This window comes from Pseudomonas sp. AB39(2026) (genome assembly GCF_059831485.1).
This window is the reverse complement of record NZ_CP195212.1, coordinates 4170311-4193438: the sequence shown is the minus strand read 5'-3', so window position 1 is coordinate 4193438 and position 23128 is coordinate 4170311. Positions and strand designations below refer to the sequence as shown.

Genomic DNA, 23128 nt, shown 5'->3' with positions numbered 1-23128 from the left:
TCGCAATTGTACGACTCATTACAACCGACCCAGATCGTTTATCAACGCGAGGAGCATGACGCCCACCACCAGGCTGATACCGATCTGAACCCCCCAGCCCTGTACCCGGTCCGAAACCGGGCGACCCCTGACCCATTCGATCAGGTAGAACAGCAGATGCCCCCCATCCAGGACAGGAATGGGCAGCAGATTGAGAACCCCCAGGCTGATACTCAGATAAGCCAGGAAATTCAGGAAATCCCCAAGGCCCGACTGGGCCGAAGCGCCCGCCACTTTAGCAATGGTTATCGGTCCACTCAAGTTTTTTACCGAGAGCTCGCCAAAGAGCATTTTCTTCAGCGAATCAAGGGTCAGAACGCTCATCTCCCAGGTACGGCGGGCGCCTTCGATAAAGCCGTCCAGCGGGCCGAACCGTACTTCACGCAGCATTTCCGGTGGCCAGGCCCCTGCCGCTACTCCCGCCCCCAGGTAACCGGTCGTTGCTTCACCGTCCCCTTTCCTGGCCAGGGTCACTGGCACATCAAGGCCCTGCCCTTCTCGTTCAACGTGCAGCAGCACCTGCTGGCCGGGGCGTTGACGTACGGCATCCACCACCTGCTGCCAGTCCGCCAAGGCCACGTTGTCGAGGGAGACCAGCCGGTCTCCGGACTTCAACCCGGCTGCGTGGGCAGGCCCCGTTGGCTCGACTTCTGCCAATACGGGCGCCAGCACAGGGCGCCAGGGCCGAATGCCCAGGGAACGCACAGGGTCCGGCTCGTCACTGCCCTTGAGCCATTCCACCAGGTTCAGGTCGTGAATACTGGCGGCGCCATCGCTGACCACACCTACTTGCAGCCGACCTGTTTCGCCTAACCGCCGTACCAGCTCCATGTTCACGCCGGACCACCCTGTTACAGGTTCGCCGTCGATGGACGTTATTTCCTGCCCAGGCTGCAGGCCTGCGCTTGCTGCCAGGCTGCCGCTTTCGACGGCGCCGATCACAGGGCGCACCTGTTCGCTGCCCAGCATGGCAATGAACCAGAAGAACACGATGGCCAGCAGGAAGTTGGCAATGGGACCGGCTGCAACGATGGCGATACGCTGGCGAACCGGCTTGCGGTTGAACGCTTCGTTCAACTGCTCAGCAGGAACCTCGGCCTCACGCTCATCGAGCATTTTCACGTAGCCGCCCAGAGGAATGGCCGCTACTACATATTCTGTACCCTGTTTGTCTGACCAGCGTACCAGTGGCGTACCGAACCCTACCGAAAACCGCAGTACCTTCACCCCACAGCGGCGGGCGACCCAGAAGTGGCCAAATTCGTGAAAGGTCACCAGCACACCCAACGCAACAAGGGTGCCGACCAGCATATAGAGCGCGCTCATAGGTATCTCCGCAGCACCCGGGTGCCTTCATGCAACCCCGGGGCGCACCAATCGGAACTCATCGGCCCTGCCGAGTCAACCACTGCACGGCAGTACGCCGAGCAATGGCATCGGCTTCAAATACGGCATCCAGGTTTTCAAGGCTACCGCCTGGCTCCTGGCTCAGAACAGCGTCAATGATACGCGCGATTTCGGTGTAGCGGATGCGCCGGTCGAGAAAGGCAGCAACCGCTACTTCGTTGGCGGCGTTCAACATAGCAGGCGCGCTCCCGCCCGCCTCCGCGGCCTGCCTGGCCAGGCGCAAACAGGGGAACCGGTGTTCGTCCGGGGCGTGAAAATCCAGACGTGCGATAGCGAACAGGTCCAATGGGGCTACCCCGGAAGCTATTCGCTCCGGCCAGGACAGCGCGTTGGCAATCGGCGTTCGCATGTCCGGGTTACCCAGCTGGGCGAGCACCGAACCATCCACGTAGTCCACCAGCGAATGAATCACACTCTGGGGATGAATGACCACCTCGACCTGGGACGGATGCGCGTCGAACAGCCAGCACGCTTCGATAAGCTCAAGCCCCTTGTTCGCCATGGTGGCCGAGTCCACTGAAATCTTGCGGCCCATGGACCAATTAGGGTGCGCACACGCCTGTTCGGGCGTTACCGCTTCCAGGTTTGCCAAGGGCGTTTCACGGAACGGGCCACCCGAAGCCGTGAGCAGAATTCGGCGTACGCCTACCTGGGACAACCCTTGTGCATAGTTGCCAGGCAGGCACTGGAAGATGGCATTGTGCTCGCTGTCGATGGGGAGCAATACCGCCTTGCTGTCCCGCACGGCCTGCATGAACAGCCCACCGGACATCACCAGTGCCTCCTTGTTGGCCAGCAGCACTTTCTTGCCAGCCCGCACTGCCGCCAACGTGGGCTTGAGCCCGGCTGCGCCCACGATCGCCGCCATCACGGCATCGACCTCCGAAGCGCTGGCCACTTCGCTCAGCCCCTGCTCGCCATGCAGCACCTCTGTCGCCAGCCCTGCTTTACGCAGTCGCTGGCTGAACAGGGCGGCATCGGCCGCTGTAGCCACGACAGCGCACTTAGGCCGATGCTGCTGGCACAGCGCAAACAGCTCGTCGAGCCGAGCGTGGCCCGTGAGAGCAAAGACTTCGTACCGCTCCGGATGCTGAGCAATCACATCCAGCGTGCTTTGCCCGATCGAACCGGTAGCGCCTAGTACGGTAATACGTTGCAGTGCCTTCACAGCAGCCCCCACCCCGTCATCCACAGCAGCACCGCAAATACCGGAATCGCTGCAGTCAGGCTGTCGATACGGTCCAGCACGCCTCCGTGACCCGGCAGCAACTGGCTGCTGTCCTTGATGCCGGCCTGGCGCTTGAACATGCTCTCCGTCAGGTCACCCACCACTGAAACGAGCACCACCACCGCTGTAATGAGCAACGCGACAAGCACTTGATTGGCCGCCCAGCCACGTACCCAACCGGTGACCAGCGTCACCAGCAAGGCAATGCCCAAGCCACCATACAGCCCCGCCCAGCTCTTTCCAGGGCTGACAGCCGGTGCAAGCTTGCGCTTGCCAAAGGCACGGCCAGAGAAATAGGCGCCGATGTCAGCCACCCATACCAGCACCATGACCGCCACGATGAGCAGGTTTCCCATGCCGGAAGCGGATTGCTTGAGCAGCAGCAACCCTTCCCAGGCCGGTAGCAGCACCAGCAGCCCGATCACGACCTTGGCGCCTTTTGTGGTCCAGTAGCGGGCAGACGCTGGGTACGTCATCACCAGCCAGGTGGACAGCCCCCACCAGATGACAGCCAGCCCCAGCAGCCACGGTGCCAGGCCTGGCAAGCTGTACAGCACGGCCAGCAGGATCGCCACCACGGCTGCGAAACCGACCCGTAGCCCCTGGGCTTCGAACCCGGCCAGGCGCGCCCACTCCCAGGCGCCCAGTGTGACTACCGCACCAATGAACAGGGCAAAGGCCCCGCCATTGAGCAGAAAGAACCCGCAAAGGGCCAGGGGCAGTAACACCAGCGCGGTGAGTATGCGTTGTTTAAGCATCAGGCACGGGCTCCAGCCTCCACCTGCTCGCTGGTTTTACCAAAGCGACGCTGCCGGGAGGCGAAATCGGCCAGCGCGCTGCGCATGGCCTCGTGTTTGAAGTCCGGCCAGAACAGGTCGGAGAAATACAGCTCGGCATAGGCGAGCTGCCACAACAGGAAATTGCTGATACGGTGCTCGCCTCCCGTGCGGATACACAGGTCTGGCACGGGCAGTTCACCGGTAGACAGATTGCCCTGGAGCAACGCTGGCGTGATGTCTTCCGGCTTGAGCTTGCCGGCCTGAACCTGGTGCGCAAGCTGCTGTGCAGCCTGGGCAATATCCCACTGGCCACCATAGTTGGCAGCGATCTGCAGAACGAACCGCCCTGCCCCGGAGGTCACCGCTTCGGCTTCGCGCATGGCCGCTTGCAGATCAGGATGAAAGCGGCTGCGGTCGCCAATGATGCGCAGGCTGATGTCGTTGTCGTTGAGCCGCCGCGCTTCGCGCCGAAGCATCGTGAAAAACAGCTCCATCAATGCACCGACTTCTTCGGCAGGCCGCTGCCAGTTTTCGCTGGAGAAGGCAAAGAGCGTCAGTACCTCGACCTTGGCCTCGGCACAGACTTCGATCACTGCACGAACAGCGTCCACGCCAGCCTTATGGCCTGCCACACCAGGCAGCAGGCGCTTTTTGGCCCAGCGATTGTTGCCATCCATGATGATTGCCACGTGTCGAGGCACGGTGGCTGGCAGTGCCGGCTGTTTGGTCTTTTCCTTGCGCACAACGCTGCCCTCAAACGGCCATGAGGTCCTTTTCCTTTTCTTCCAGCTTCTTGTCTACCTCGGCCACGCACTTGTCCGTCAGCTTCTGGATGTCATCGGCAGCGCGACGCTCCTCGTCCTCGCTGATTTCCTTGTCTTTCACCAGCTTCTTCAACTGGGCCAGGGCGTCACGGCGAACGTTGCGCACGGCCACGCGAGCATCTTCGGCGACGCCACGTGCCTGCTTGGTGTACCCCTTGCGGGTTTCCTCAGTGAGGGCGGGCATTGGCACACGGATGGTGGTCCCGGCACTGCTGGGGTTCAGGCCCAGGTCCGAGTTGAGAATAGCCTTTTCGATGGCTTTGCCCAGGTCTTTGTCGTGAGCAACGATCTTCAAGGTACGGGCATCTTCAACGGTAACCGATGCGACCTGGTTGAGCGGCATTTCGCTCCCCCAGGCTGGCACCTTCACGCTTTCCAGAATGCTGGGGTGCGCGCGGCCTGTACGGATACCGCCCAGGTTATGCGACAGGGAATTGATGGCGCCGTCCATACGGCCTTTGGTGTCTTTCTTGATATCGTCGATCATTACATGCCTTCCTCGATCAGGGTACCTTCGCCGCCACCGACTACGATGTTCAGCAGGGCGCCAGGCTTGTTCATGTTGAAGACCCGCAGCGGCATCTTGTGGTCGCGGCACAGGCAAATGGCAGTGAGGTCCATTACGCCCAGCTTGCGGTCCAGCACTTCGTCGTAGGTCAACCGCTCGAACTTCTCGGCATTGGGGTCTTTGAACGGGTCTGCAGTGTACACGCCGTCCACCTTGGTGGCCTTGAGCACAATATCGGCGTCGATTTCGATACCGCGCAGGCAGGCTGCTGAGTCCGTAGTGAAGAACGGATTGCCAGTGCCGGCAGAGAAAATTACCACATCACCGCTGTTGAGGTGACGCATAGCCTTGCGGCGATCATAGTGATCGGTCACGCCGACCATGGAAATGGCTGACATGACCATGGCGGAAATGTTCGACCGCTCCAGCGCATCACGCATGGCCAGGCCGTTCATCACGGTAGCCAGCATGCCCATGTGGTCACCTGTAACGCGGTCCATGCCGGCTGCACTCAGTGCCGCGCCGCGGAACAGGTTGCCGCCACCAAGCACCAGCCCCACCTGCACGCCGATGCCTACCAGTTGGCCCACTTCCAGCGCCATGCGATCAAGCACCTTGGGGTCGATACCGAACTCTTCGGAGCCCATGAGGGCCTCGCCGCTTAGTTTGAGCAGAATGCGTTTATAGCGAGGTTGACGACCACTCACCTGCTGGGCCATTGCGTATCTCTCCTGCGGCGTTCTTGAATAGTTCAGGCCTTGGCCTGTGTTGCACCTTGGGCACTTCTGGTGCCCGCCATGGTTGCCTTCCGGCTTCCACGGGTCCTACTTTGACAAAGAGGCTGCGCGCGTGAGCGGGCAGCCTCTCTGGGGTGACAGAGGTGAACCTGTCTTACTGCTTGGCGGCAGCCAGTTGTGCGGCAACTTCATCGGCGAAGTTGTCGACGGGCTTCTCGATGCCTTCGCCTACCTTGAAGTAAGTGAAGGAAACAATTTCCGCGCCGGCTTTCTGAGCCAGGGCACCCACGGTCAGTTCCGGGTTCTTGACGAACGCCTGTTCTACCAGGCTGGCCTCGGCCAGGAACTTCTTGATGCGACCGGCCACCATGTTTTCCACGATGTTGGCAGGCTTGCCCTTGATCTTTTCTTCGTTGAGCGACAGGAACACGCCCTTCTCACGCTCGATCGCGTCGGCAGAGACTTCCGATGGCAGCAGGAACTCGGGGTTGCTGGCCGCCACATGCATGGCGATGTCTTTGGCCAGTTCAATGTCGCCGCCCTTGAGGACAACGGCCACACCGATCTTGTTGCCGTGCAGGTAGGTACCTACCACGTCGCCCTCGACACGCACCAGACGGCGGATGTTGACGTTCTCGCCCACTTTGCCAACCAGTACCAGACGGTCGGCTTCCATGGTTTCTACCAGAGGCTCGACGGTGGACAGTTTCTCGGCAAAGGCCTGCTCGACTGCCTTGGCAACGAAGGCCTTGAAGTCTTCCTGCAGGGCCAGGAAGTCGGTCTGGGAGTTGACTTCCAGCAGGACAGCGGTCTTGCCGTCGTCCTTGATGGCGATGGCGCCTTCGGCGGCAACGTTGCCAGCCTTCTTGGCAGCCTTGATGGCGCCGGAAGCACGCATGTCGTCAATGGCTTTTTCGATGTCGCCGCCGGCCTTGGTGAGGGCCTTCTTGCAATCCATCATGCCTTCGCCGGTACGCTCGCGCAGTTCTTTGACCAGCGCTGCAGTAATTTCTGCCATTTCAAAAATCCTCTCGAACAGGTTTTCGGCCATACCACCCGCGCATCGGCGGGCATTGAAATTCGGACCCAACATGCCGGCTTGGCCGGTGCGGGTGGCAAAAAGGGGGCCTAGCCCCCTTTTTGCTTACCATGCCATTTTCAGGCGCGGCAGACTCAGCCTTCTGCGGCTTCGCTGGAAGCAGCTTCCTGGACGAATTCGCCAGTGCCGCCCGCAACATGGTTGCGGCCACGGATGACGGCGTCAGCCATCGAACCCATGTAGAGCTGGATGGCGCGAATGGCGTCATCGTTACCTGGGATCACGTAGTCCACGCCTTCTGGGCTGCTGTTGGTATCGACAACGCCGATGACCGGGATGCCCAGCTTGTTGGCTTCGGTGATCGCGATGCGCTCGTGGTCAACGTCGATCACGAACAATGCGTCAGGCAGGCCGCCCATGTCCTTGATACCACCCAGGCTGCGATCCAGTTTTTCCAGGTCGCGGGTGCGCATCAGGGCTTCTTTCTTGGTCAGCTTGGCGAAGGTACCGTCTTCGGCCTGTACTTCAAGATCACGCAGACGCTTGATGGAAGCGCGGATGGTCTTGAAGTTGGTCAGCATGCCGCCCAACCAGCGGTGATCCACATACGGCGAACCGCAACGTGCTGCTTCTTCGGCAACGATCTTGCCAGCGGAACGCTTGGTGCCGACGAACAGGATCTTGTTCTTGCCCTGGGCCAGTTTCTCGACGAAGCTCAGCGCTTCGTTGAACATCGGCAGGGTTTTTTCCAGGTTGATGATGTGGATCTTGTTGCGCGCGCCGAAGATGAACTTGTTCATCTTTGGGTTCCAGTAACGGGTCTGGTGACCGAAGTGCACACCGGCCTTCAGCATATCGCGCATGTTGACTTGGGACATGGTAGTTCCTTGATAAGTCGGGTTAGGCCTCCACGTATCCCAATGATCCAACCCACGGCCTTGCGGCCTGGGCACCCAGGTCATCGTGTCGATACGTGTGTGGGTTAAGCCCTGCGGGCACCCCCGCAAAGCGGCGCACTTTATATCACACAATCGGGCAAAGAGAAACCGCAACGCGGGTGCGTAACCGTACCCCCTTCCCCATGCACGGTTCCCAGCCCCTGGCCTATGGTAGAATCACGGCCTTGCACATTGATACCGCACCCAAAGGTGCCCAGAGAGCCTGTATGACCGTAACCATCAAGACCCCCGAGGACATCGAGAAAATGCGCGTCGCCGGCCGCTTGGCCGCTGAGGTGCTGGAAATGATCGAGCCCTATGTGAAGCCTGGGGTTACCACCGACGAACTGGACCGCCTGTGCCACGACTACATCGTGAACGAACAGAAGGCCATCCCGGCGCCCCTTAATTACAAGGGCTTCCCCAAGTCCATCTGCACTTCCATCAACCATGTGGTGTGTCATGGCATTCCCAACGAAAAGCCTTTGAAGGACGGCGATGTACTGAACATCGATATCACCGTCATCAAGGACGGGTACCACGGCGACACCAGCCGCATGTTCCACGTGGGCACCGTGCCCGAGTGGGCCACCCGGTTGTCACGCGTGACCCAGGAATGCATGTACAAGGGCATCGAAGTGGTGCGCCCCGGTGCCCACCTGGGTGACATCGGCGAGGTTATCCAGAAGCATGCCGAGAAGAACGGCTTTTCGGTAGTGCGCGAATACTGTGGCCACGGCATTGGCAAGGTCTTCCACGAAGAGCCTCAGGTGCTGCACTATGGCCGCGCCGGCACTGGCATCGCGCTCAAGGAAGGCATGATCTTCACCATCGAGCCGATGATCAACCAGGGCAAGGCCGATACCCGCCTGCTGGGCGATGGCTGGACCGCAATCACCAAGGATCGCAAACTGTCGGCCCAGTGGGAGCACACCATACTGGTGACCGCCGACGGCTATGAAATCCTTACGTTGCGCCAGGACGACACCCTGCCCCGCACCTCTGCGCAGTAACAGGCTGCGCCTGCCCTATAAAAGGAAGGCTATTAATGCCCCAGGTGGACCCGGAATTGTTTGATCGCGGGCAGTTCCAGGCGGAATTGGCGCTCAAGGCCAGCCCTGTGACGGCGTTCAAGAAGGCCATTCGCCGGGCCCGTGAGGTATTGGACGCACGCTTTGCGGCAGGCCGCAACGTGCGCCGGCTGGTTGAAGACCGGGCCTGGTTCGTGGATAACATCCTCCAGCAGGCCTGGGACCAGTTCGAATGGAATGAAGAAGCCGATATTGCGCTGGTAGCCGTAGGCGGTTACGGGCGCGGCGAACTGCACCCCTACTCGGACATCGACCTGCTCATCCTTCTGGAACATGCCGATCACGAAGTATTCCGGGATTCCATCGAGCGCTTTCTGACACTGCTCTGGGACATCGGCCTGGAGGTCGGCCAGAGTGTTCGCTCCATCGAAGAATGCGCCGAGCAGGCCGAAGCGGACCTGACGGTGATCACCAACCTGATGGAAAGCCGTACCATTGCTGGCCCCGAACGCTTGCGCAAACGCATGCTGGAAGTGACGGCACCCGACCGCATGTGGCCCAGCAAGGCGTTTTTCCTGGCCAAGCGTGCCGAGCAGCAGGCGCGGCATCATAAATACAACGACACCGAATACAACCTGGAGCCTAACGTGAAAGGCTCGCCTGGAGGGCTCCGGGACATCCAGACCATCCTGTGGGTTGCCCGGCGCCAGTACGGCACGCTGAACCTGCAGGCGCTGGCAGGCCAAGGGTTTTTGCTGGAAAACGAAGGTGACCTGCTGGCAGCCTCTCAGGAATTCCTCTGGAAGGTACGCTATGCACTGCACATGCTGGCCGGGCGCTCCGAAGACCGCCTGCTGTTCGACTACCAGCGGCGAATTGCAGAGCTATTAGGCTACCAGGACAGCGATGCCAGGCTTGCCATCGAAGCGCTGATGCAAAGGTATTACCGTGTGGTCATGCGTATCGCCAAGTTGAGCGACTTGATCATCCAGCATTTCGAAGAAGAAATTCTGGCAGCAGACGCAGGCACATGCATTACGCCTATCAATACCCGGTTCCAGTTGCATGACGGCTACATAGAAGCCACGGCACCTCATATTTTCCGCCGGTTCCCCTTCGCCATTCTGGAAATATTCGTTCTGATGGCGCAGAACCCCGAGATCAAGGGCGTGCGTGCAGACACCATTCGGCTGCTGCGCGAGCACCGTCACCTGATCGACGACGCCTTCCGGCATGACCTGCGCAATACCAGCCTGTTCGTGGAGCTGTTCAAGTGCGAAAAAGGGGTTCATCGCAACCTGCGGCGCATGAACCGCTACGGCATTCTGGGGCGTTACCTGCCCGAGTTTGGCCATATCGTGGGCCAGATGCAGCATGACCTCTACCACATCTATACCGTGGATGCGCACACGCTGAACCTGATCAAGCACTTGCGCAAACTGCAATACACGCCGGTCTCGGAGATGTTCCCCCTGGCGAGCAAGTTAATGGGCAAGCTCCCCAAGCCTGAACTGATCTACATGGCGGGGCTGTACCACGACATCGGCAAAGGCCGTAACGGTGACCATTCCGAGCTGGGGGCCATCGATGCGCAGGCGTTCTGCGCCCGCCATCAGCTGCCACCCTGGGACAGTCGCCTGATTGTGTGGCTGGTGCAGAACCACTTGGTCATGTCCACCACGGCCCAACGCAAAGACCTGTCTGACCCCCAGGTCATCCATGACTTCGCTCAGCTGATGGGGGATGAAACGCACCTGGACTACCTCTACGTGCTGACGGTGGCCGATATCAACGCCACCAACCCCAGCCTGTGGAACTCCTGGCGGGCCAGCCTGCTGCGCCAACTGTATACCGAAACAAAGCGCGCACTGCGCCGGGGCCTGGAAAACCCGCTCGACCGCGAGGAGCAGATTCGCCAGACCCAGGCCGCCGCACTGGACACGCTGGTGCGTGGCGGGACGGACCAGGATGACGTGGAGCAGCTGTGGAGCCAGCTGGGCGATGATTATTTCCTGCGCCATACCTCGGCAGACGTGGCCTGGCATACCGATGCCATTCTGCAGCAACCGGCCGATGGCGGCCCCTTGGTACTGATCCGTGAAACCACCCAACGGGACTTCGAGGGCGGCAGCCAGATCTTCATCTATGCGCCGGACCAGCACGACTTCTTCGCCGTGACCGTCGCGGCCATGGACCAGTTGAACCTGAACATTCACGACGCCCGCATCATTACGTCCAGCAGCCAGTTCACCTTGGACACGTACATTGTGCTGAACAACGACGGCGGCTCCATTGGCGACGATCCACAGCGTATCCAGCAGATTCGCGAAGGCCTCACCGACGCGCTGCGCAATCCGGATGACTACCCCACCATCATCCAGCGCCGCGTGCCGCGCCAACTCAAGCACTTCGCTTTCGCCCCCCGGGTGACCATCCTGACTGATGCACAGCGGCCAGTGACCATCCTGGAACTGAGCGCACCAGACCGCCCCGGCCTTCTGGCCCGCCTGGGCAAGATTTTCCTGGAGTTCGACCTGTCCCTGCAGAACGCAAAAATCGCCACCTTGGGTGAACGTGTAGAAGACGTGTTCTTCCTGACCGACGCCAACAACCAGCCATTGTCCGACCCGCAGTTGTGCCTGCGCCTGCAAGACGCCATCGTCGAACAGCTCAGCGTAAGCCAGCCGCAAGGCATCGAATTGTCCCGTTTAAGCATCTGAAGCCGAGCTACCGATGAACCAAGCCCTTAGCCACCTGCAGCCCTACCCGTTCGAAAAGCTCCGCGCCCTGATGGCCGGCGCGCAGCCACCCGAGGGCAAGGCACACATCGCACTGTCCATCGGCGAGCCCAAGCATGCGTCGCCGGCCTTTGTTGCCAAGGCACTGGCAGACAACCTGGACAAGCTGTCCGTGTACCCCACCACGGCCGGCCTGCCTGCGCTGCGCGAAGCCATCACTCAATGGTGCGCTCAGCGCTTCGGCATCCCCACCAGTTGGCTGGACCCTGCGCGCCACGTGCTGCCGGTCAATGGCACCCGCGAGGCGCTCTTTGCCTTCGTGCAAACCGTCGCCGAGCGGGACCAGGAGGGGCTGATCGTCAGCCCTAACCCCTTCTATCAGATCTACGAGGGGGCTGCGATTCTGGCGGGTGTGCAGCCCCATTACCTGCCCTGCCTCGAAGCGCAGGGTTTCAACCCGGACTTCGATGCGGTACCTGCTCAGGTATGGGACCGCTGCCAGGTGTTGTTCCTGTGCTCGCCGGGCAACCCGACCGGCGCGCTGATTCCACTGAATACGCTGAAGCGGTTGATTGCCTTGGCCGACCAGCACGATTTCATCATTGCCGCCGATGAGTGCTACAGCGAACTGTACTTTGACGAAGGTACGCCACCGCCTGGCCTGCTCAGCGCCTGTGCTGCCTTGGGGCGTTCGGACTTCAAGCGCTGTGTGGTGTTTCATAGCTTGTCCAAACGGTCCAACCTGCCCGGCCTGCGCTCAGGCTTCGTGGCTGGTGATGCGGATATTCTCAAAGCGTTCCTGCTGTACCGCACTTACCACGGCTGCGCCATGTCCATCCCAACCCAATTGGCAAGCATCGCCGCCTGGCAGGACGAAGCCCACGTACGCGAAAACCGCGACCTGTACCGGGAAAAGTTCGGTGCCGTGCTGGACATCCTCGGCCCGGTGCTGGATGTACAGCGGCCGGATGGTGGCTTCTACCTCTGGGCAGGCGTAGCCATGGGGGATGAAGCCTTCTGCCGTGAGTTGTTCTGCGAACAGCACGTCACCGTGGTGCCGGGTTCGTACCTTTCCCGCGAGGTCAACGGGGTAAATCCGGGGGCCAATCGCGTACGCATGGCATTGGTGGCCCCGCTGGCCGAGTGCATCGAGGCGGCGCAGCGGGTGCGGGCATTCGTGAAAGCACGCCGATAGGCTTACCCCGGTTTCAGAGGGTAAGCCTGGGCAGGCGTCAATCCTGCAGCTGCGCCGCCAGTGCCTTCACTTTGGCCATGTCGCCCTTGGCCACTTTTGTAACGCCTGTTCCGTATTCCGGATCGGCCTTGTACAGGTAGGAGAGCATGATGTTCTTGCTCTCGGCGTCTGTGGTCGCCAAGGACTCACCGAAGCTCTGGATCAGGTCCTTGCGATCCTTCTCACTGTAGGAACGGTACAGATCGCCGGCCTGCTTGAAGTTCTGCTCACGCTGGATCTTTGCCTGCTGCGTAGTACCGGTAAGCGGCAGTTGGCTGTAGCGGGCGCTGTCCTGGCTCGGCCGTGGGTTCAAGCGGCTGGGCTCGTAGTTAACACCGGTAGTGGTATGCCCACTGTTCAGGCTGCCGTCCTGGTTGCCATTGTTCACGCCATCACGCGGCCGGTTGACTGGCAGGCTCAAGCCATTGGCACCAATACGGTACATCTGGGTGTCGGCATAAGAGAACAACCTGCCTTGCAGCAAACGGTCCTCGGACGGCTCGATGCCTGGCACCACATTGGACGGTGCCATGGCCACCTGCTCGGTTTCCTGGAACACGTTGTCTACGTTCTTGTTCAGCACCATCTGCCCGACCTTGCGCTCTGGCACATCCGGCCAGATCTTGGTCGCGTCCAGCGGGTCGAAGGCAAACGTAGGCAGGTCTTCGGGGTTGAGCACCTGAATGTACAGGTCCCATTTCGGGAAGTCGCCCTGCTTGATGGCACCTACCAGGTCATGGGTCATGTGGCTGTAGTCGGTTGACTGCACCTTGGCCATTTGGGCAGGGTCCAGGTTCTTTATACCTTGCAGGCTTTTCCAGTGGAACTTGACGTAATGCACCTGGCCTTTATCGTTCACGAACTTGTAGGCATGGACACTGTTGCCATCCATGAACCGATAGCCGGCGGGCGTGCCCTCGTTAGAGTATAAGAGGGTAAGTGTGCGCGTGGCTTCGGGCACATGAGAGAAGAAATCGAAACGCCGCGAGTCATCATCCAGGTTGGTACGTGGGTCTGGCTTGAACGCATGTACCATGTCCGGGAACTTGATGGCATCGCGAATAAAGAATGTGGGGAAGTTGTTGCCTACAAGGTCCCAGTTGCCATCGGCGGTGTAGAATTTGGTCGCAAAGCCACGCGGGTCCCGTAAGGTCTCTGGCGAATGGTTGCCATGCACCACGGCGGAGAATCGGACAAATACCGGGGTGTGCTCCCCTGGGGTGAACACCTTGGCTTTGGTGAGGCTTGAAAGGTCTGCCGTCGCGGTGAACTCACCTTTTGCTCCGGTGCCACGCGCATGCACCACACGCTCCGGGATGCGCTCACGGTCAAAGCGTTGAAGTTTCTGAATCAGCTGAACATCCTGCAGCAGCACAGGGCCGTTAGCCCCTGCCGTCTGCGAATTCTGATTGTCACCTACTGCGGCGCCGTTATCCCGGGTCAGGGTATCGGCAAAGGCCGGAGAAAACGCCAGGGCACCCACTGCAACCGCAGTGAAGGCTCTGCCATTAAAGCTGGAAAGTAGCATGGTATCCCTCATGGACAATTATAAGCAGCTCACAGCGGCTGCCTATGAATCCTAGGGAGCGGACCGGCTGAAACTATAATCAAACCTCTCTATCTACCAGATGCATAAAAACGTTCAGGCTAAGTAAGCCATCCGTGCTACACGCGCACGCATAGATAGATTGAAGTATTGACAGGCCCCAACTACTTGAATATGGCCTCACAGCGTATGGAATGTTGTACACACAAATACACACTTTTATGACCAATGCACAGTAGCGCCTATCGAAGTACATAGTCATGGCGTTAAAAAGGCTAATGCCGCATACTTCACAACCCTTCAATTCGGAGTACAGGCAAGCGCCTGCCCAGGCGGCTGCTGCGTCCCATGGCTTACACTCTTTACGGCATCAAGGCGTGCGACACCATGAAAAAGGCCCGTGGCTGGCTCGACGACCACGGCATCGCCTACGCCTTTCATGACTACAAAACCCAAGGCATCGACCGCGAGCACCTGCAGCGCTGGTGCGATGCCCACGGGTGGGAAACCGTGCTCAACCGTGCGGGCACCACCTTTCGCAAATTACCGGACGCCCACAAGGCAGGCCTGGACCAGGCACGGGCAATCGACCTGATGCTGGCCCAGCCCTCCATGATCAAGCGCCCGGTACTCGACCTGGGTGAAAGCACCCTGGTGGGGTTCAAGCCAGATCACTACGCGGCGGCCCTGAGCTGATCAGCCGGCCCCGCCCTTCAAGAGGAATCGTGCATGTCTACTACCCTGTTCAGCCTGGCCTTCGGCGTTGGCACTCAGAACCGTCAAGGCAACTGGCTGGAAGTGTTCTACGCGCAACCGCTGGTTTCGCCTTCCCAGGCATTGGTCGATGCGGTGAGTGGCCCCCTGGGCTACACCGGCGGCAACCAGGCCATTACGTTCAGCAGCACTCAGGCCTCGCAACTGGCTGAAGCCTTGAAGGCCATCGACCCGGCACAAGCCGCGCTGCTCACCCGCCTGGCCGAAAGCCAGAAGCCGCTGGTAGCCACGCTGCTGGCCGAAGACGCAGCACTGACCTCCACGCCAGAGGCCTACCTCAAACTGCACCTACTGTCTCATCGCCTGGCACGGCCCCACGGCCTGAACCTGGCCGGCATCTTCCCGCTGCTCCCCAACGTGGCCTGGACCAGCCAAGGCGCTGTGGACCTGGCCGAGCTGGCCGAACTGCAGCTCGAAGCACGCCTGAAGGGGCGGCTACTGGAAGTGTTCTCGGTAGACAAGTTCCCGAAAATGACCGACTACGTGGTGCCGGCCGGCGTGCGTATTGCCGATTCCGCACGGGTTCGCCTGGGCGCGTACATCGGTGAAGGCACCACCATCATGCACGAAGGCTTCGTGAACTTTAACGCCGGCACCGAAGGCCCAGGCATGATCGAAGGCCGTGTGTCGGCTGGCGTATTCGTGGCCAAAGGGTCGGACCTGGGCGGCGGCTGCTCTACCATGGGTACGCTGTCCGGCGGCGGCAACATTGTGATCAAGGTGGGTGAAGGCTGCCTCATCGGCGCCAATGCCGGTATCGGCATACCGCTGGGCGACCGTAATACGGTGGAGGCAGGCCTGTACATTACCGCGGGTACGAAAGTGCGCCTGCTGGATGACGCCAACCAGTTGGTCAAGGTCGTCAAGGCACGCGACCTGGCTGGCCAGAATGACCTGCTGTTCCGTCGCAATTCCGAAACCGGCGCGGTGGAATGCAAAACGCATAAGTCGGCCATCGAGTTGAACGAAGCGCTGCACGCCCATAACTGATGAGGGTAGCCGGGGCGGCGTTGCTCCCCGCTCCGGCACCAAGGCCTAAAAACATGTTTCAGCCATCTCCCTGGCGGGGCGAGTTTCCCGCAATCGCCGCCTTGGAGCGGCAGCAACAAACCTACTTGGACAGCGCCGCCACCACGCAAAAGCCACAGGCCATGCTGGATGCGATGGCCCATTACTACGCCCATGGTGCTGCCAACGTGCACCGTGCGCAGCATTTGCCCGGTGCACTCGCCACCCAGGCGTTCGAGGAAAGCCGCGAGAAAGTTGCCCAGTGGCTGCAGGCCAACGCTCCCGCCCAGGTAATCTTCACCCATGGCGCCACCTCGGCGCTTAACCTGCTGGCCTATGGGCTGGAGCACGAGGTGGCCGAAGGCGATGAAATCGTTGTCAGCGCCCTTGAGCACCACGCCAACCTGCTGCCCTGGCAGCAACTGGCGCAGCGGCGCAGCGCCCGGCTGGTGATTCTGCCTGTGGATACCGATGGTCGGGTCGATCTGGCCCAGGCCCAGGCCCTGATTGGGCCACGCACTCGGGTTGTGGCCGTTACCCAACTGTCCAACGTGATGGGCACGGCACAGCCACTGGCCCCCTTGCTGGCGCTGGCTCGCGAGCACGGCGCGCTGTCCGTGGTCGATGGTGCTCAAGGTGTAGTGCATGGCCGGCAGAACGTGACCATTCTAGGCTGTGATTTCTACGTGTTTTCCAGCCACAAGCTGTATGGCCCGGAAGGGGTAGGCGTGTTGTATGGTCGCAGCGAGGCGTTGGGTAGGCTGCGCCATTGGCAGTTCGGTGGGGAAATGGTGCACCAGGCCGGCTACCATCACGCCAGCTTCCACCCTGCCCCGTTAGGCTTCGAAGCCGGTACGCCACCCATTGCCGGCGTGATTGCACTGGGCGCTACCCTGGACTGGCTCGGGTCTCTGGACAGCAGCGCCGTGCTGGCCCATGAGCAGGCGCTTCACCAGCAACTGCTGCGCGGGCTGCATGACCGCGACGACATTCAGGTACTGGGTACGCCAGACAGCGCCTTGGCCAGTTTTTGGGTCAAAGGTGTACACAACGCTGACCTGGCCCACCTGCTAACCGACCAGGGTATTGCCATACGCGCAGGCCAGCACTGCGCGATGCCTTTGTTCAAGGGCCTGGAGCTGAATGGAGCGATACGGGTGTCCCTGGCGATGTACAACGATTCCAGCGACCTGTCGCGCTTTTTCGAGGCATTGGACCGCGCCCTGGAGCTACTGCTATGAGCCTGTCCCCGCAAGCGCTCGCGGCCGTAGAGCGGTTCGCGGGCTGTAGTTCATGGGAGGCCCGTGCCCGGCTGTTGATGCAGGAAGGCAACCACCTCCCAGCCCTGGCCCCGGAAGACCAGGCCGACAGGAACCTGGTACACGGCTGTGAGAGCCAGGTGTGGCTGGCCGGTGCGCAGGAAAACGGGCAATGGCATTTCCGCGCTAACACCGACGCCCGGTTGCTGCGCGGTTTGCTGGCCCTGTTGCTGGTGCGGGTGAACGGGCTTGGGACGGATGAGCTGCAAGCCGTAGACCTGGGAGCCTGGTTTGAGGGGCTAGGGTTGCAACGCCAGCTTACTCCGTCGCGCAGCAATGGGCTCAATGCCGTGCTGCAGCGTATAAAAGCCATTGCTGGGTGAGGCCGGAATATTCAGCCCAACCCTTCTGATGAGGGAGTAGGCGCCCGCCTGCAACCACGAACGGCGCTACCGCTTACTGCGGCCGGCCAACGCCCGACACAAGCTTATCCACTACCCGGCTGGCCGCCACCATGCCAAACGTAGCCGTGACCATCATCACGGCGCCAAAACCACTGGCGCAGTTCAGTTTCACGCCTTCCCCTACAAACGCTTTGGTCGCGCAGACGGTCCCGTCCGCAGCGGGATAGCGCAACTGCTCGGTGGAGTACACACAGGGCACGCCATAGTTGCGCGACGTGTTGCGGGAAAAGCCGTAGTCTTTGCGCAACAAGGACCGTACCCGGGAGGCCAGTGGGTCATTCCAGGTACGGTTCAGGTCCACGATGTCGATCTTGGTAGGGTCCACTTGGCCCCCCGCGCCCCCTGTGGTCACGATGGGCAGCTTGCGTCGCTTGCACCAGGCAATCACAGCAGCCTTGGCGATCACGCTGTCGATGCATTCAAGTACATAGTCCAGTTGGTCGGTCAGGTAGTCGGCCAAGGTCTCCTGGGTCACGAAGTCCACCACCGCGTGCACCTTGCAGGCAGGGTTGATGTCCCGCAAACGCTGGGCCAATACCTCCACCTTGGGCTGGCCGATGGTGCTGGCCAAGGCATGGGACTGGCGGTTGGTATTGCTCACACAGGTGTCGTCCAGGTCGAACAGGGAAATTTCACCCACGCCCGAGCGCGCCAAGGCTTCGGCGGCCCACGACCCCACGCCGCCCACCCCCACCACGGCCACGTGGGCACCCTGCAATCGTGCCAGGCCAGCTACGCCATACAGGCGAGCTACCCCGCCAAACCTTGGATCGTCACTGCTCATTGCTTACCTCATTGATCAGGCGGCAATTATACGGATAGTGGCGACAAGGCAAACCCGCCGCCGATATTCTTCATGACAGGGCAACTTTCCTGGCCGCCTGGTTTCAGCTGTTCACGCACTGCAAGGACGTCGCAATTAAATGCCTACCCGCAAGCTGGGCCTGAACCTGATGACCGTGCTGGCCATTGCCTCATTGTTCATTGGCGGCTGGGCACTGATCAACCGCCCGGTGTCTGCCCCGGATTGGCCCGACCGCATCGGCGGGTTCTCCTACTCCCCTTTCCGCCTGGGGCAGAACCCTCAAGCGGACCGTTACCCCAGTGATGCTGAAATCCTCCAAGACCTGAACCAGCTCAGCCAATACACCGAGAGTGTGCGGACCTATTCAGTGGCTGGTACCCAGGCAGACATTCCGCGCCTGGCTGAGGAGGCCGGCCTGCAAGTGACGCTGGGCATCTGGATCGGCAACGACACGGCCCGCAACGAGCGAGAAATAGCCACCGGGATCGACTTGGCCAACCGTTACCGCAGTGTGGTGAGGGTGATCGTCGGCAACGAGGCGCTGTTTCGCCAAGAGGTGACCTCAGAACAACTGGCTGCTTACCTGGATCGGGTACGCGCAGCGGTAAAGGTGCCGGTGACTACCTCCGAACAGTGGCACATCTGGAACCATCACCCTGAGCTGGCTGCCCATGTGGACCTGATTGCCGCGCACATTCTGCCGTACTGGGAATTCGTGAAGATGGAGGACGCCGGCAGCTTTGTGCTGGCCCGCGCCCGCGAGCTGCGGCAGCAATTCCCTAAAAAACAACTGCTGCTCTCGGAAGTGGGCTGGCCCAGCAATGGGCGAATGCGGGGCGGCGCCGATGCCAGCCAGGCAGACCAGGCCCTTTATTTGCGCAAGCTGGTCAACACCCTTAACCGCCGAGGCTATGACTACTTTGTGATCGAAGCCTACGACCAGCCGTGGAAAGCCAACGATGAAGGCGCCGTAGGCGCCTACTGGGGCGTCTTCAATGCCGCCCGCCAGCCCAAGTTCAACTTCGCCGGCCCCGTCGTGGCCATTCCACAATGGCGGCTGCTGGCCACGGCCTCGGCCGTGCTGGCACTGGTAGCGCTGGCCCTGCTTCTGATTGACGGTTCAGCCCTGCGCCAGCGCGGCCGTACCTTTCTCACGTTTATCGCGTTCCTGTGCGGGTCGGTGCTGGTGTGGATCGCCTACGACTACAGCCAGCAATACAGCACCTGGTTCAGCCTGATCGTGGGCGGGCTGCTGGCCCTTGGAGTGCTGGGCGTAGCCATTGTGCTGCTCACCGAGGCCCATGAACTGGCCGAAGCAGTGTGGACGCGAAAGCGTCGCCGGCCGTTCCCTCCTGTAGAGGCGAGCGAAGCGTATCGGCCCAAGGTGTCTGTCCATGTGCCGTGCTACAACGAACCGCCAGCCATGGTGAATGCCACGCTGGACGCCCTTGCGGCACTGGACTACCCCGACTTTGAAGTGCTGGTGATCGACAACAACACCCAAGACCCTGCCGTATGGCAACCGGTAGAAGCCCATTGCGCCACCCTGGGGCCCCGCTTCCGGTTCTTCCACGTGGCCCCCCTGGAAGGCTTCAAGGGCGGCGCGCTTAATTACCTGCTGGAACACACGGCCAAGGATGCCGAGGTGATCGCGGTCATCGACTCCGACTACTGCGTGGCACCGGAGTGGCTCAAGCACATGGTGCCGCATTTCGCGGACCCGAAAATTGCCATCGTGCAAAGCCCTCAGGATTACCGGGACGAGCACGACAGCCTGTTCAAGCGCCTGTGCCACTTGGAGTACCAGGGTTTTTTCCGCATCGGCATGATTACCCGCAACGACCGGGATGCGATTATCCAGCATGGCACCATGACACTCACCCGCCGCAGTGTGCTGGACCGGCTCGGCTGGGCCAAATGGTGTATCTGCGAGGATGCCGAACTGGGGTTGCGCGTATTCGAAGAAGGCTTGTCTGCCGCTTATCACCCGCGCAGCTACGGCAAAGGCCTGATGCCAGATACCTTCAGCGCCTTCAAGAAACAACGAGTGCGCTGGGCCTACGGCGCTGTGCAAATTCTCAAGCGCCATGCCGCCACGTTGCTACTGGGTAAAGGCAAACTCACGCGAGGCCAGCGTTACCACTTTGTGGCCGGCTGGCTGCCCTGGATCGCCGACGGCATGAACATCTACTTCACCTTCGGCGCCCTGCTGTGGAGTGGGGCCATGATCATCGTGCCCAATCGGGTCGCCCCTCCTCTGCTGATCTTTGCCATTCCACCCCTGGCCTTGTTTGTGTTCAAGGTCGGCAAGCTGCTATTCCTGTACCGACGTGCCTTGGGCCTGCCCTTGCGTCGGGGCCTGTACGCGGCTGTGGCCGGGCTGGCGCTGTCACATACCATTGGTAAAGCGGTGCTCTATGGCGTGTTCACCAAGAGCATGCCCTTTGTACGTACACCCAAGCTGGCCGGCACCCATGGCGTGGCCACCGCATTAGGTGAGGCACGTGAAGAGTTGTACGTACTGGTGCTGCTATGGAGTGCAGCAGCCGGCCTCTGCCTGATTCAGGGGCTGCCCAGTTCGGACGCACGCTGGTGGCTGGTGATGCTACTGGTGCAATCCCTGCCCTACCTGGCGGCCGTGATCATGGCGCTGGTGTCCACAGCACCCCGTTTGCACCGGGCAGCCAAGGTCGCCATGAGCGATGCTTGAGGGGCAAGCCCGGCAGGCGTTTTTGCTTTACCATACGCAGCCTTTTCCCGCCTTGCCCGGAGTAACACCATGTCGGCCGCTGTTGACCTGTCGCCTACCCTTGCCTTGGCCTGCGAGCTGATCCGGCGCCCGTCGATTACGCCGCTGGACGCCGACTGCCAGGCCCTGATGATGCAGCGCTTGGGTGCCGCCGGCTTTGCCTTGGAACCCATGCGCATCCAGGATGTGGATAACTTTTGGGCACACCATGGCAGCCAGGACGGCCCGGTGCTGTGCTTTGCAGGGCATACGGACGTCGTACCCACCGGCCCCGCCGCTCAATGGCAACACGGGCCTTTTGATGCCCTGATCGATGAACAGGGCATGCTGTGTGGCCGCGGCGCGGCGGACATGAAAGGCAGCCTGGCCGCTATGGTGGTGGCCGCCGAGCGATTCGTGGCGGATTACCCGGCCCACCGAGGCGCCATTACCTTCCTGATTACCAGCGATGAAGAAGGCCCGGCTCACCATGGGACCAAGGCTGTGGTGGAGCGCCTGGCAGCTCGCAACGAACGGCTGGACTGGTGCATCGTGGGTGAGCCGTCTAGCACCACACTGGTGGGCGACGTGGTGAAGAACGGCCGTCGCGGCTCGCTGGGCGCTACCTTGCTGGTGCGTGGCAAGCAAGGTCATGTGGCCTACCCTCACCTGGCGCGCAACCCTATTCACCTGTTAGCCCCTGCCCTGGCCGAGCTGACCGCCGAGCACTGGGACGACGGCAATGCGTTCTTCCCGCCTACCAGCTTCCAGGTGTCCAACATCAATGGGGGCACAGGCGCCACCAACGTGATTCCTGGCGAGCTGACGGTCGTATTCAACTTCCGCTTCTCTACTGAATCCACCGTGGAAGGCTTGCAGCAGCGGGTGTCAGCTATCCTCGACAAACATGGGCTGGACTGGCATATCGATTGGGCGCTGTCGGGGTTGCCGTTCCTGACCGAACCTGGCGACCTGCTCACTGCGGTGGCCGGTGCCATCAAAGACGTCACAGGCCGTGAAACCCAGCCCTCCACCAGTGGCGGCACCAGCGATGGCCGCTTTATCGCCACCTTGGGTACCCAAGTGGTTGAGCTCGGGCCGGTGAACGCTACCATCCACCAAGTGGATGAACGCGTACTAGCCAGCGACCTGGACCTGCTCACCGATATCTATTACCACACCCTTGTGAAGCTGCTTGCCTGATGCTGACCTGCCCCCTGTGTTCCGCCCCACTGCTGCTCGCCGATAACGGCGTGGCCTGCCCAGCGGGCCACCGCTTCGACCGCGCCCGCCAGGGCTACCTGAACCTGCTGCCCGTTCAGCACAAGAACAGCCGCGCGCCAGGGGATAACCAGGCCATGGTCGATGCCCGGCGCGCCTTCCTTGAGGAAGGCCACTATGCCCCGGTGGCTGCGCGCCTGGCTGCACTGGCCCACGAGCGCCACCCTGGCCAGTGGCTGGACATCGGCTGCGGTGAAGGCTATTACACCGCCCAGATGGCTCAGGCCCTGCCGGAAGCACAGGGTTATGGCCTGGACATTTCCCGTGAGGCCGTCAAGCGCGCCTGTCGCCGCGCCCCCACGGTGACCTGGCTGGTGGCGAGCATGGCGCGGGTGCCCTTGGCCTCGGCCAGCTGTGATTTCATTGCCAGTGTGTTCAGCCCACTGGACTGGCAGGAGGCCCAGCGCGTGTTGCGCCCCGGTGGCGGCCTGATGCGCGTGGGGCCCAACCGGGACCACCTGATGGAGCTGCGTGAACAGCTGTACGACCAGGTGCGCGAATACGTGGATGACAAGCACCTTGCTAAGGTGCCCGACGGCATGACGCTGGCCCACTCCGAGGTGCTGACGTACCCCTTGCACCTGCCGGCCGGTGACAGCCGTGCCCACCTGCTGGCCATGACACCCCATGGCTGGCGCGCCAGCGCTGACAAGCGCAAGGCCTTGATCGAGCGGCCCGGCCCCTTCGCGGTAACGGTATCCATGCGGTACGATTATTTTGTCAATGCCAACGATGCTGCTTCGGTAGCCCAATGACCCCTT

At 61.1% G+C, this 23128-nt stretch carries 20 protein-coding genes; 10 read left to right on the top strand and 10 right to left on the bottom strand.

Features of this window, described 5'->3' with window-relative positions:
- Positions 1-18: 18 nt before the first annotated feature.
- The 8 genes from rseP to rpsB all read right to left on the bottom strand — a co-directional run bounded on the left by rseP (position 19) and on the right by rpsB (position 7439).
- A complete protein-coding gene (gene rseP / locus ACSAMW_RS19255; RefSeq protein ID WP_500591643.1) occupies positions 19-1365 on the bottom strand; it encodes an RIP metalloprotease RseP in 1347 nt (448 codons plus the stop codon).
- 58 nt (positions 1366-1423) lie between these two features.
- A complete protein-coding gene (ispC, locus tag ACSAMW_RS19250; protein WP_500594083.1) occupies positions 1424-2614 on the bottom strand; it encodes a 1-deoxy-D-xylulose-5-phosphate reductoisomerase in 1191 nt (396 codons plus the stop codon).
- Positions 2611-3432: a phosphatidate cytidylyltransferase gene (locus tag ACSAMW_RS19245; RefSeq protein WP_500591642.1), complete on the bottom strand. Its 822-nt coding sequence runs from the start codon at positions 3430-3432 to the stop codon at positions 2611-2613. Before ACSAMW_RS19245 ends, ispC begins: the two co-directional genes overlap by 4 nt.
- Positions 3432-4196: a polyprenyl diphosphate synthase gene (gene uppS / locus ACSAMW_RS19240; protein WP_324616856.1), complete on the bottom strand. Its 765-nt coding sequence runs from the start codon at positions 4194-4196 to the stop codon at positions 3432-3434. Before uppS ends, ACSAMW_RS19245 begins: the two co-directional genes overlap by 1 nt.
- Before the next feature lie 10 nt (positions 4197-4206).
- A complete protein-coding gene (gene frr, locus ACSAMW_RS19235) occupies positions 4207-4764 on the bottom strand; it encodes a ribosome recycling factor (protein ID WP_168082194.1) in 558 nt (185 codons plus the stop codon).
- The gene (gene pyrH / locus ACSAMW_RS19230) at positions 4764-5504 is read right to left on the bottom strand and encodes a UMP kinase (protein ID WP_168082196.1); all 741 of its coding nucleotides are present in this window, start codon (positions 5502-5504) and stop codon (positions 4764-4766) included. Before pyrH ends, frr begins: the two co-directional genes overlap by 1 nt.
- A gap of 172 nt (positions 5505-5676) precedes the next feature.
- Positions 5677-6540, bottom strand: coding sequence for a translation elongation factor Ts (tsf, locus tag ACSAMW_RS19225; protein WP_500591641.1), 864 nt, complete (start codon positions 6538-6540; stop codon positions 5677-5679).
- Positions 6541-6695: 155 nt separating this feature from the next.
- Complete coding sequence (gene rpsB / locus ACSAMW_RS19220; protein ID WP_168082200.1) at positions 6696-7439, bottom strand: 30S ribosomal protein S2; 744 nt, start codon at positions 7437-7439, stop codon at positions 6696-6698.
- Positions 7440-7726: 287 nt separating this feature from the next.
- Here rpsB and map point away from each other — a divergent pair, with 287 nt between their 5' ends.
- The 3 genes from map to dapC are packed head-to-tail and all read left to right on the top strand — an operon-like array spanning position 7727 to position 12463.
- Complete coding sequence (gene map / locus ACSAMW_RS19215; RefSeq protein WP_500591640.1) at positions 7727-8512, top strand: type I methionyl aminopeptidase; 786 nt, start codon at positions 7727-7729, stop codon at positions 8510-8512.
- Positions 8513-8547: 35 nt separating this feature from the next.
- Complete coding sequence (locus tag ACSAMW_RS19210) at positions 8548-11250, top strand: [protein-PII] uridylyltransferase (protein ID WP_500591639.1); 2703 nt, start codon at positions 8548-8550, stop codon at positions 11248-11250.
- A gap of 13 nt (positions 11251-11263) precedes the next feature.
- Positions 11264-12463, top strand: a complete 1200-nt coding sequence (gene dapC, locus ACSAMW_RS19205) for a succinyldiaminopimelate transaminase (RefSeq protein WP_500591638.1) — start codon at positions 11264-11266, stop codon at positions 12461-12463.
- Between the two features lie 37 nt (positions 12464-12500).
- Here dapC and katB read toward each other — a convergent pair whose 3' ends face one another.
- Positions 12501-14030 (bottom strand): catalase KatB, encoded by a 1530-nt coding sequence (katB, locus tag ACSAMW_RS19200; RefSeq protein ID WP_500591637.1) that lies wholly within the window; start codon positions 14028-14030, stop codon positions 12501-12503.
- Positions 14031-14396: 366 nt separating this feature from the next.
- On the opposite strand from katB, the gene ACSAMW_RS19195 reads away from it, so the two are divergent.
- Genes ACSAMW_RS19195 through ACSAMW_RS19180 form a run of 4 tightly spaced genes read left to right on the top strand, consistent with a single transcriptional unit; the run spans position 14397 to position 17472 of the window.
- Positions 14397-14744 carry an ArsC family reductase gene (locus ACSAMW_RS19195; RefSeq protein WP_500591636.1) on the top strand — a complete coding sequence of 116 codons (348 nt, stop codon included), beginning with the start codon at positions 14397-14399 and terminating at the stop codon, positions 14742-14744.
- A 33-nt stretch (positions 14745-14777) separates the two neighbouring features.
- Positions 14778-15812 carry a 2,3,4,5-tetrahydropyridine-2,6-dicarboxylate N-succinyltransferase gene (gene dapD / locus ACSAMW_RS19190; RefSeq protein WP_500591635.1) on the top strand — a complete coding sequence of 345 codons (1035 nt, stop codon included), beginning with the start codon at positions 14778-14780 and terminating at the stop codon, positions 15810-15812.
- 53 nt (positions 15813-15865) lie between these two features.
- Entirely contained in the window at positions 15866-17071 is a 1206-nt protein-coding gene (locus tag ACSAMW_RS19185; protein ID WP_500591634.1) for an aminotransferase class V-fold PLP-dependent enzyme, read from the top strand.
- The gene (locus ACSAMW_RS19180) at positions 17068-17472 is read left to right on the top strand and encodes a SufE family protein (RefSeq protein ID WP_500591633.1); all 405 of its coding nucleotides are present in this window, start codon (positions 17068-17070) and stop codon (positions 17470-17472) included. Before ACSAMW_RS19185 ends, ACSAMW_RS19180 begins: the two co-directional genes overlap by 4 nt.
- Before the next feature lie 73 nt (positions 17473-17545).
- Here ACSAMW_RS19180 and tcdA read toward each other — a convergent pair whose 3' ends face one another.
- Positions 17546-18337, bottom strand: coding sequence for a tRNA cyclic N6-threonylcarbamoyladenosine(37) synthase TcdA (tcdA, locus tag ACSAMW_RS19175; RefSeq protein ID WP_500591632.1), 792 nt, complete (start codon positions 18335-18337; stop codon positions 17546-17548).
- A gap of 139 nt (positions 18338-18476) precedes the next feature.
- Between tcdA and ACSAMW_RS19170 the strand changes: the two genes are divergently transcribed.
- The 3 genes from ACSAMW_RS19170 (at position 18477) to ACSAMW_RS19160 (ending at position 23122) form a co-directional block, all read left to right on the top strand.
- Complete coding sequence (locus ACSAMW_RS19170; RefSeq protein WP_500591631.1) at positions 18477-21068, top strand: glycosyltransferase; 2592 nt, start codon at positions 18477-18479, stop codon at positions 21066-21068.
- Positions 21069-21137: 69 nt separating this feature from the next.
- Positions 21138-22289 carry a succinyl-diaminopimelate desuccinylase gene (gene dapE / locus ACSAMW_RS19165; RefSeq protein WP_500591630.1) on the top strand — a complete coding sequence of 384 codons (1152 nt, stop codon included), beginning with the start codon at positions 21138-21140 and terminating at the stop codon, positions 22287-22289.
- Entirely contained in the window at positions 22289-23122 is an 834-nt protein-coding gene (locus ACSAMW_RS19160; protein WP_500591629.1) for a putative RNA methyltransferase, read from the top strand. Before dapE ends, ACSAMW_RS19160 begins: the two co-directional genes overlap by 1 nt.
- The last annotated feature ends 6 nt before the right edge of the window (positions 23123-23128 follow it).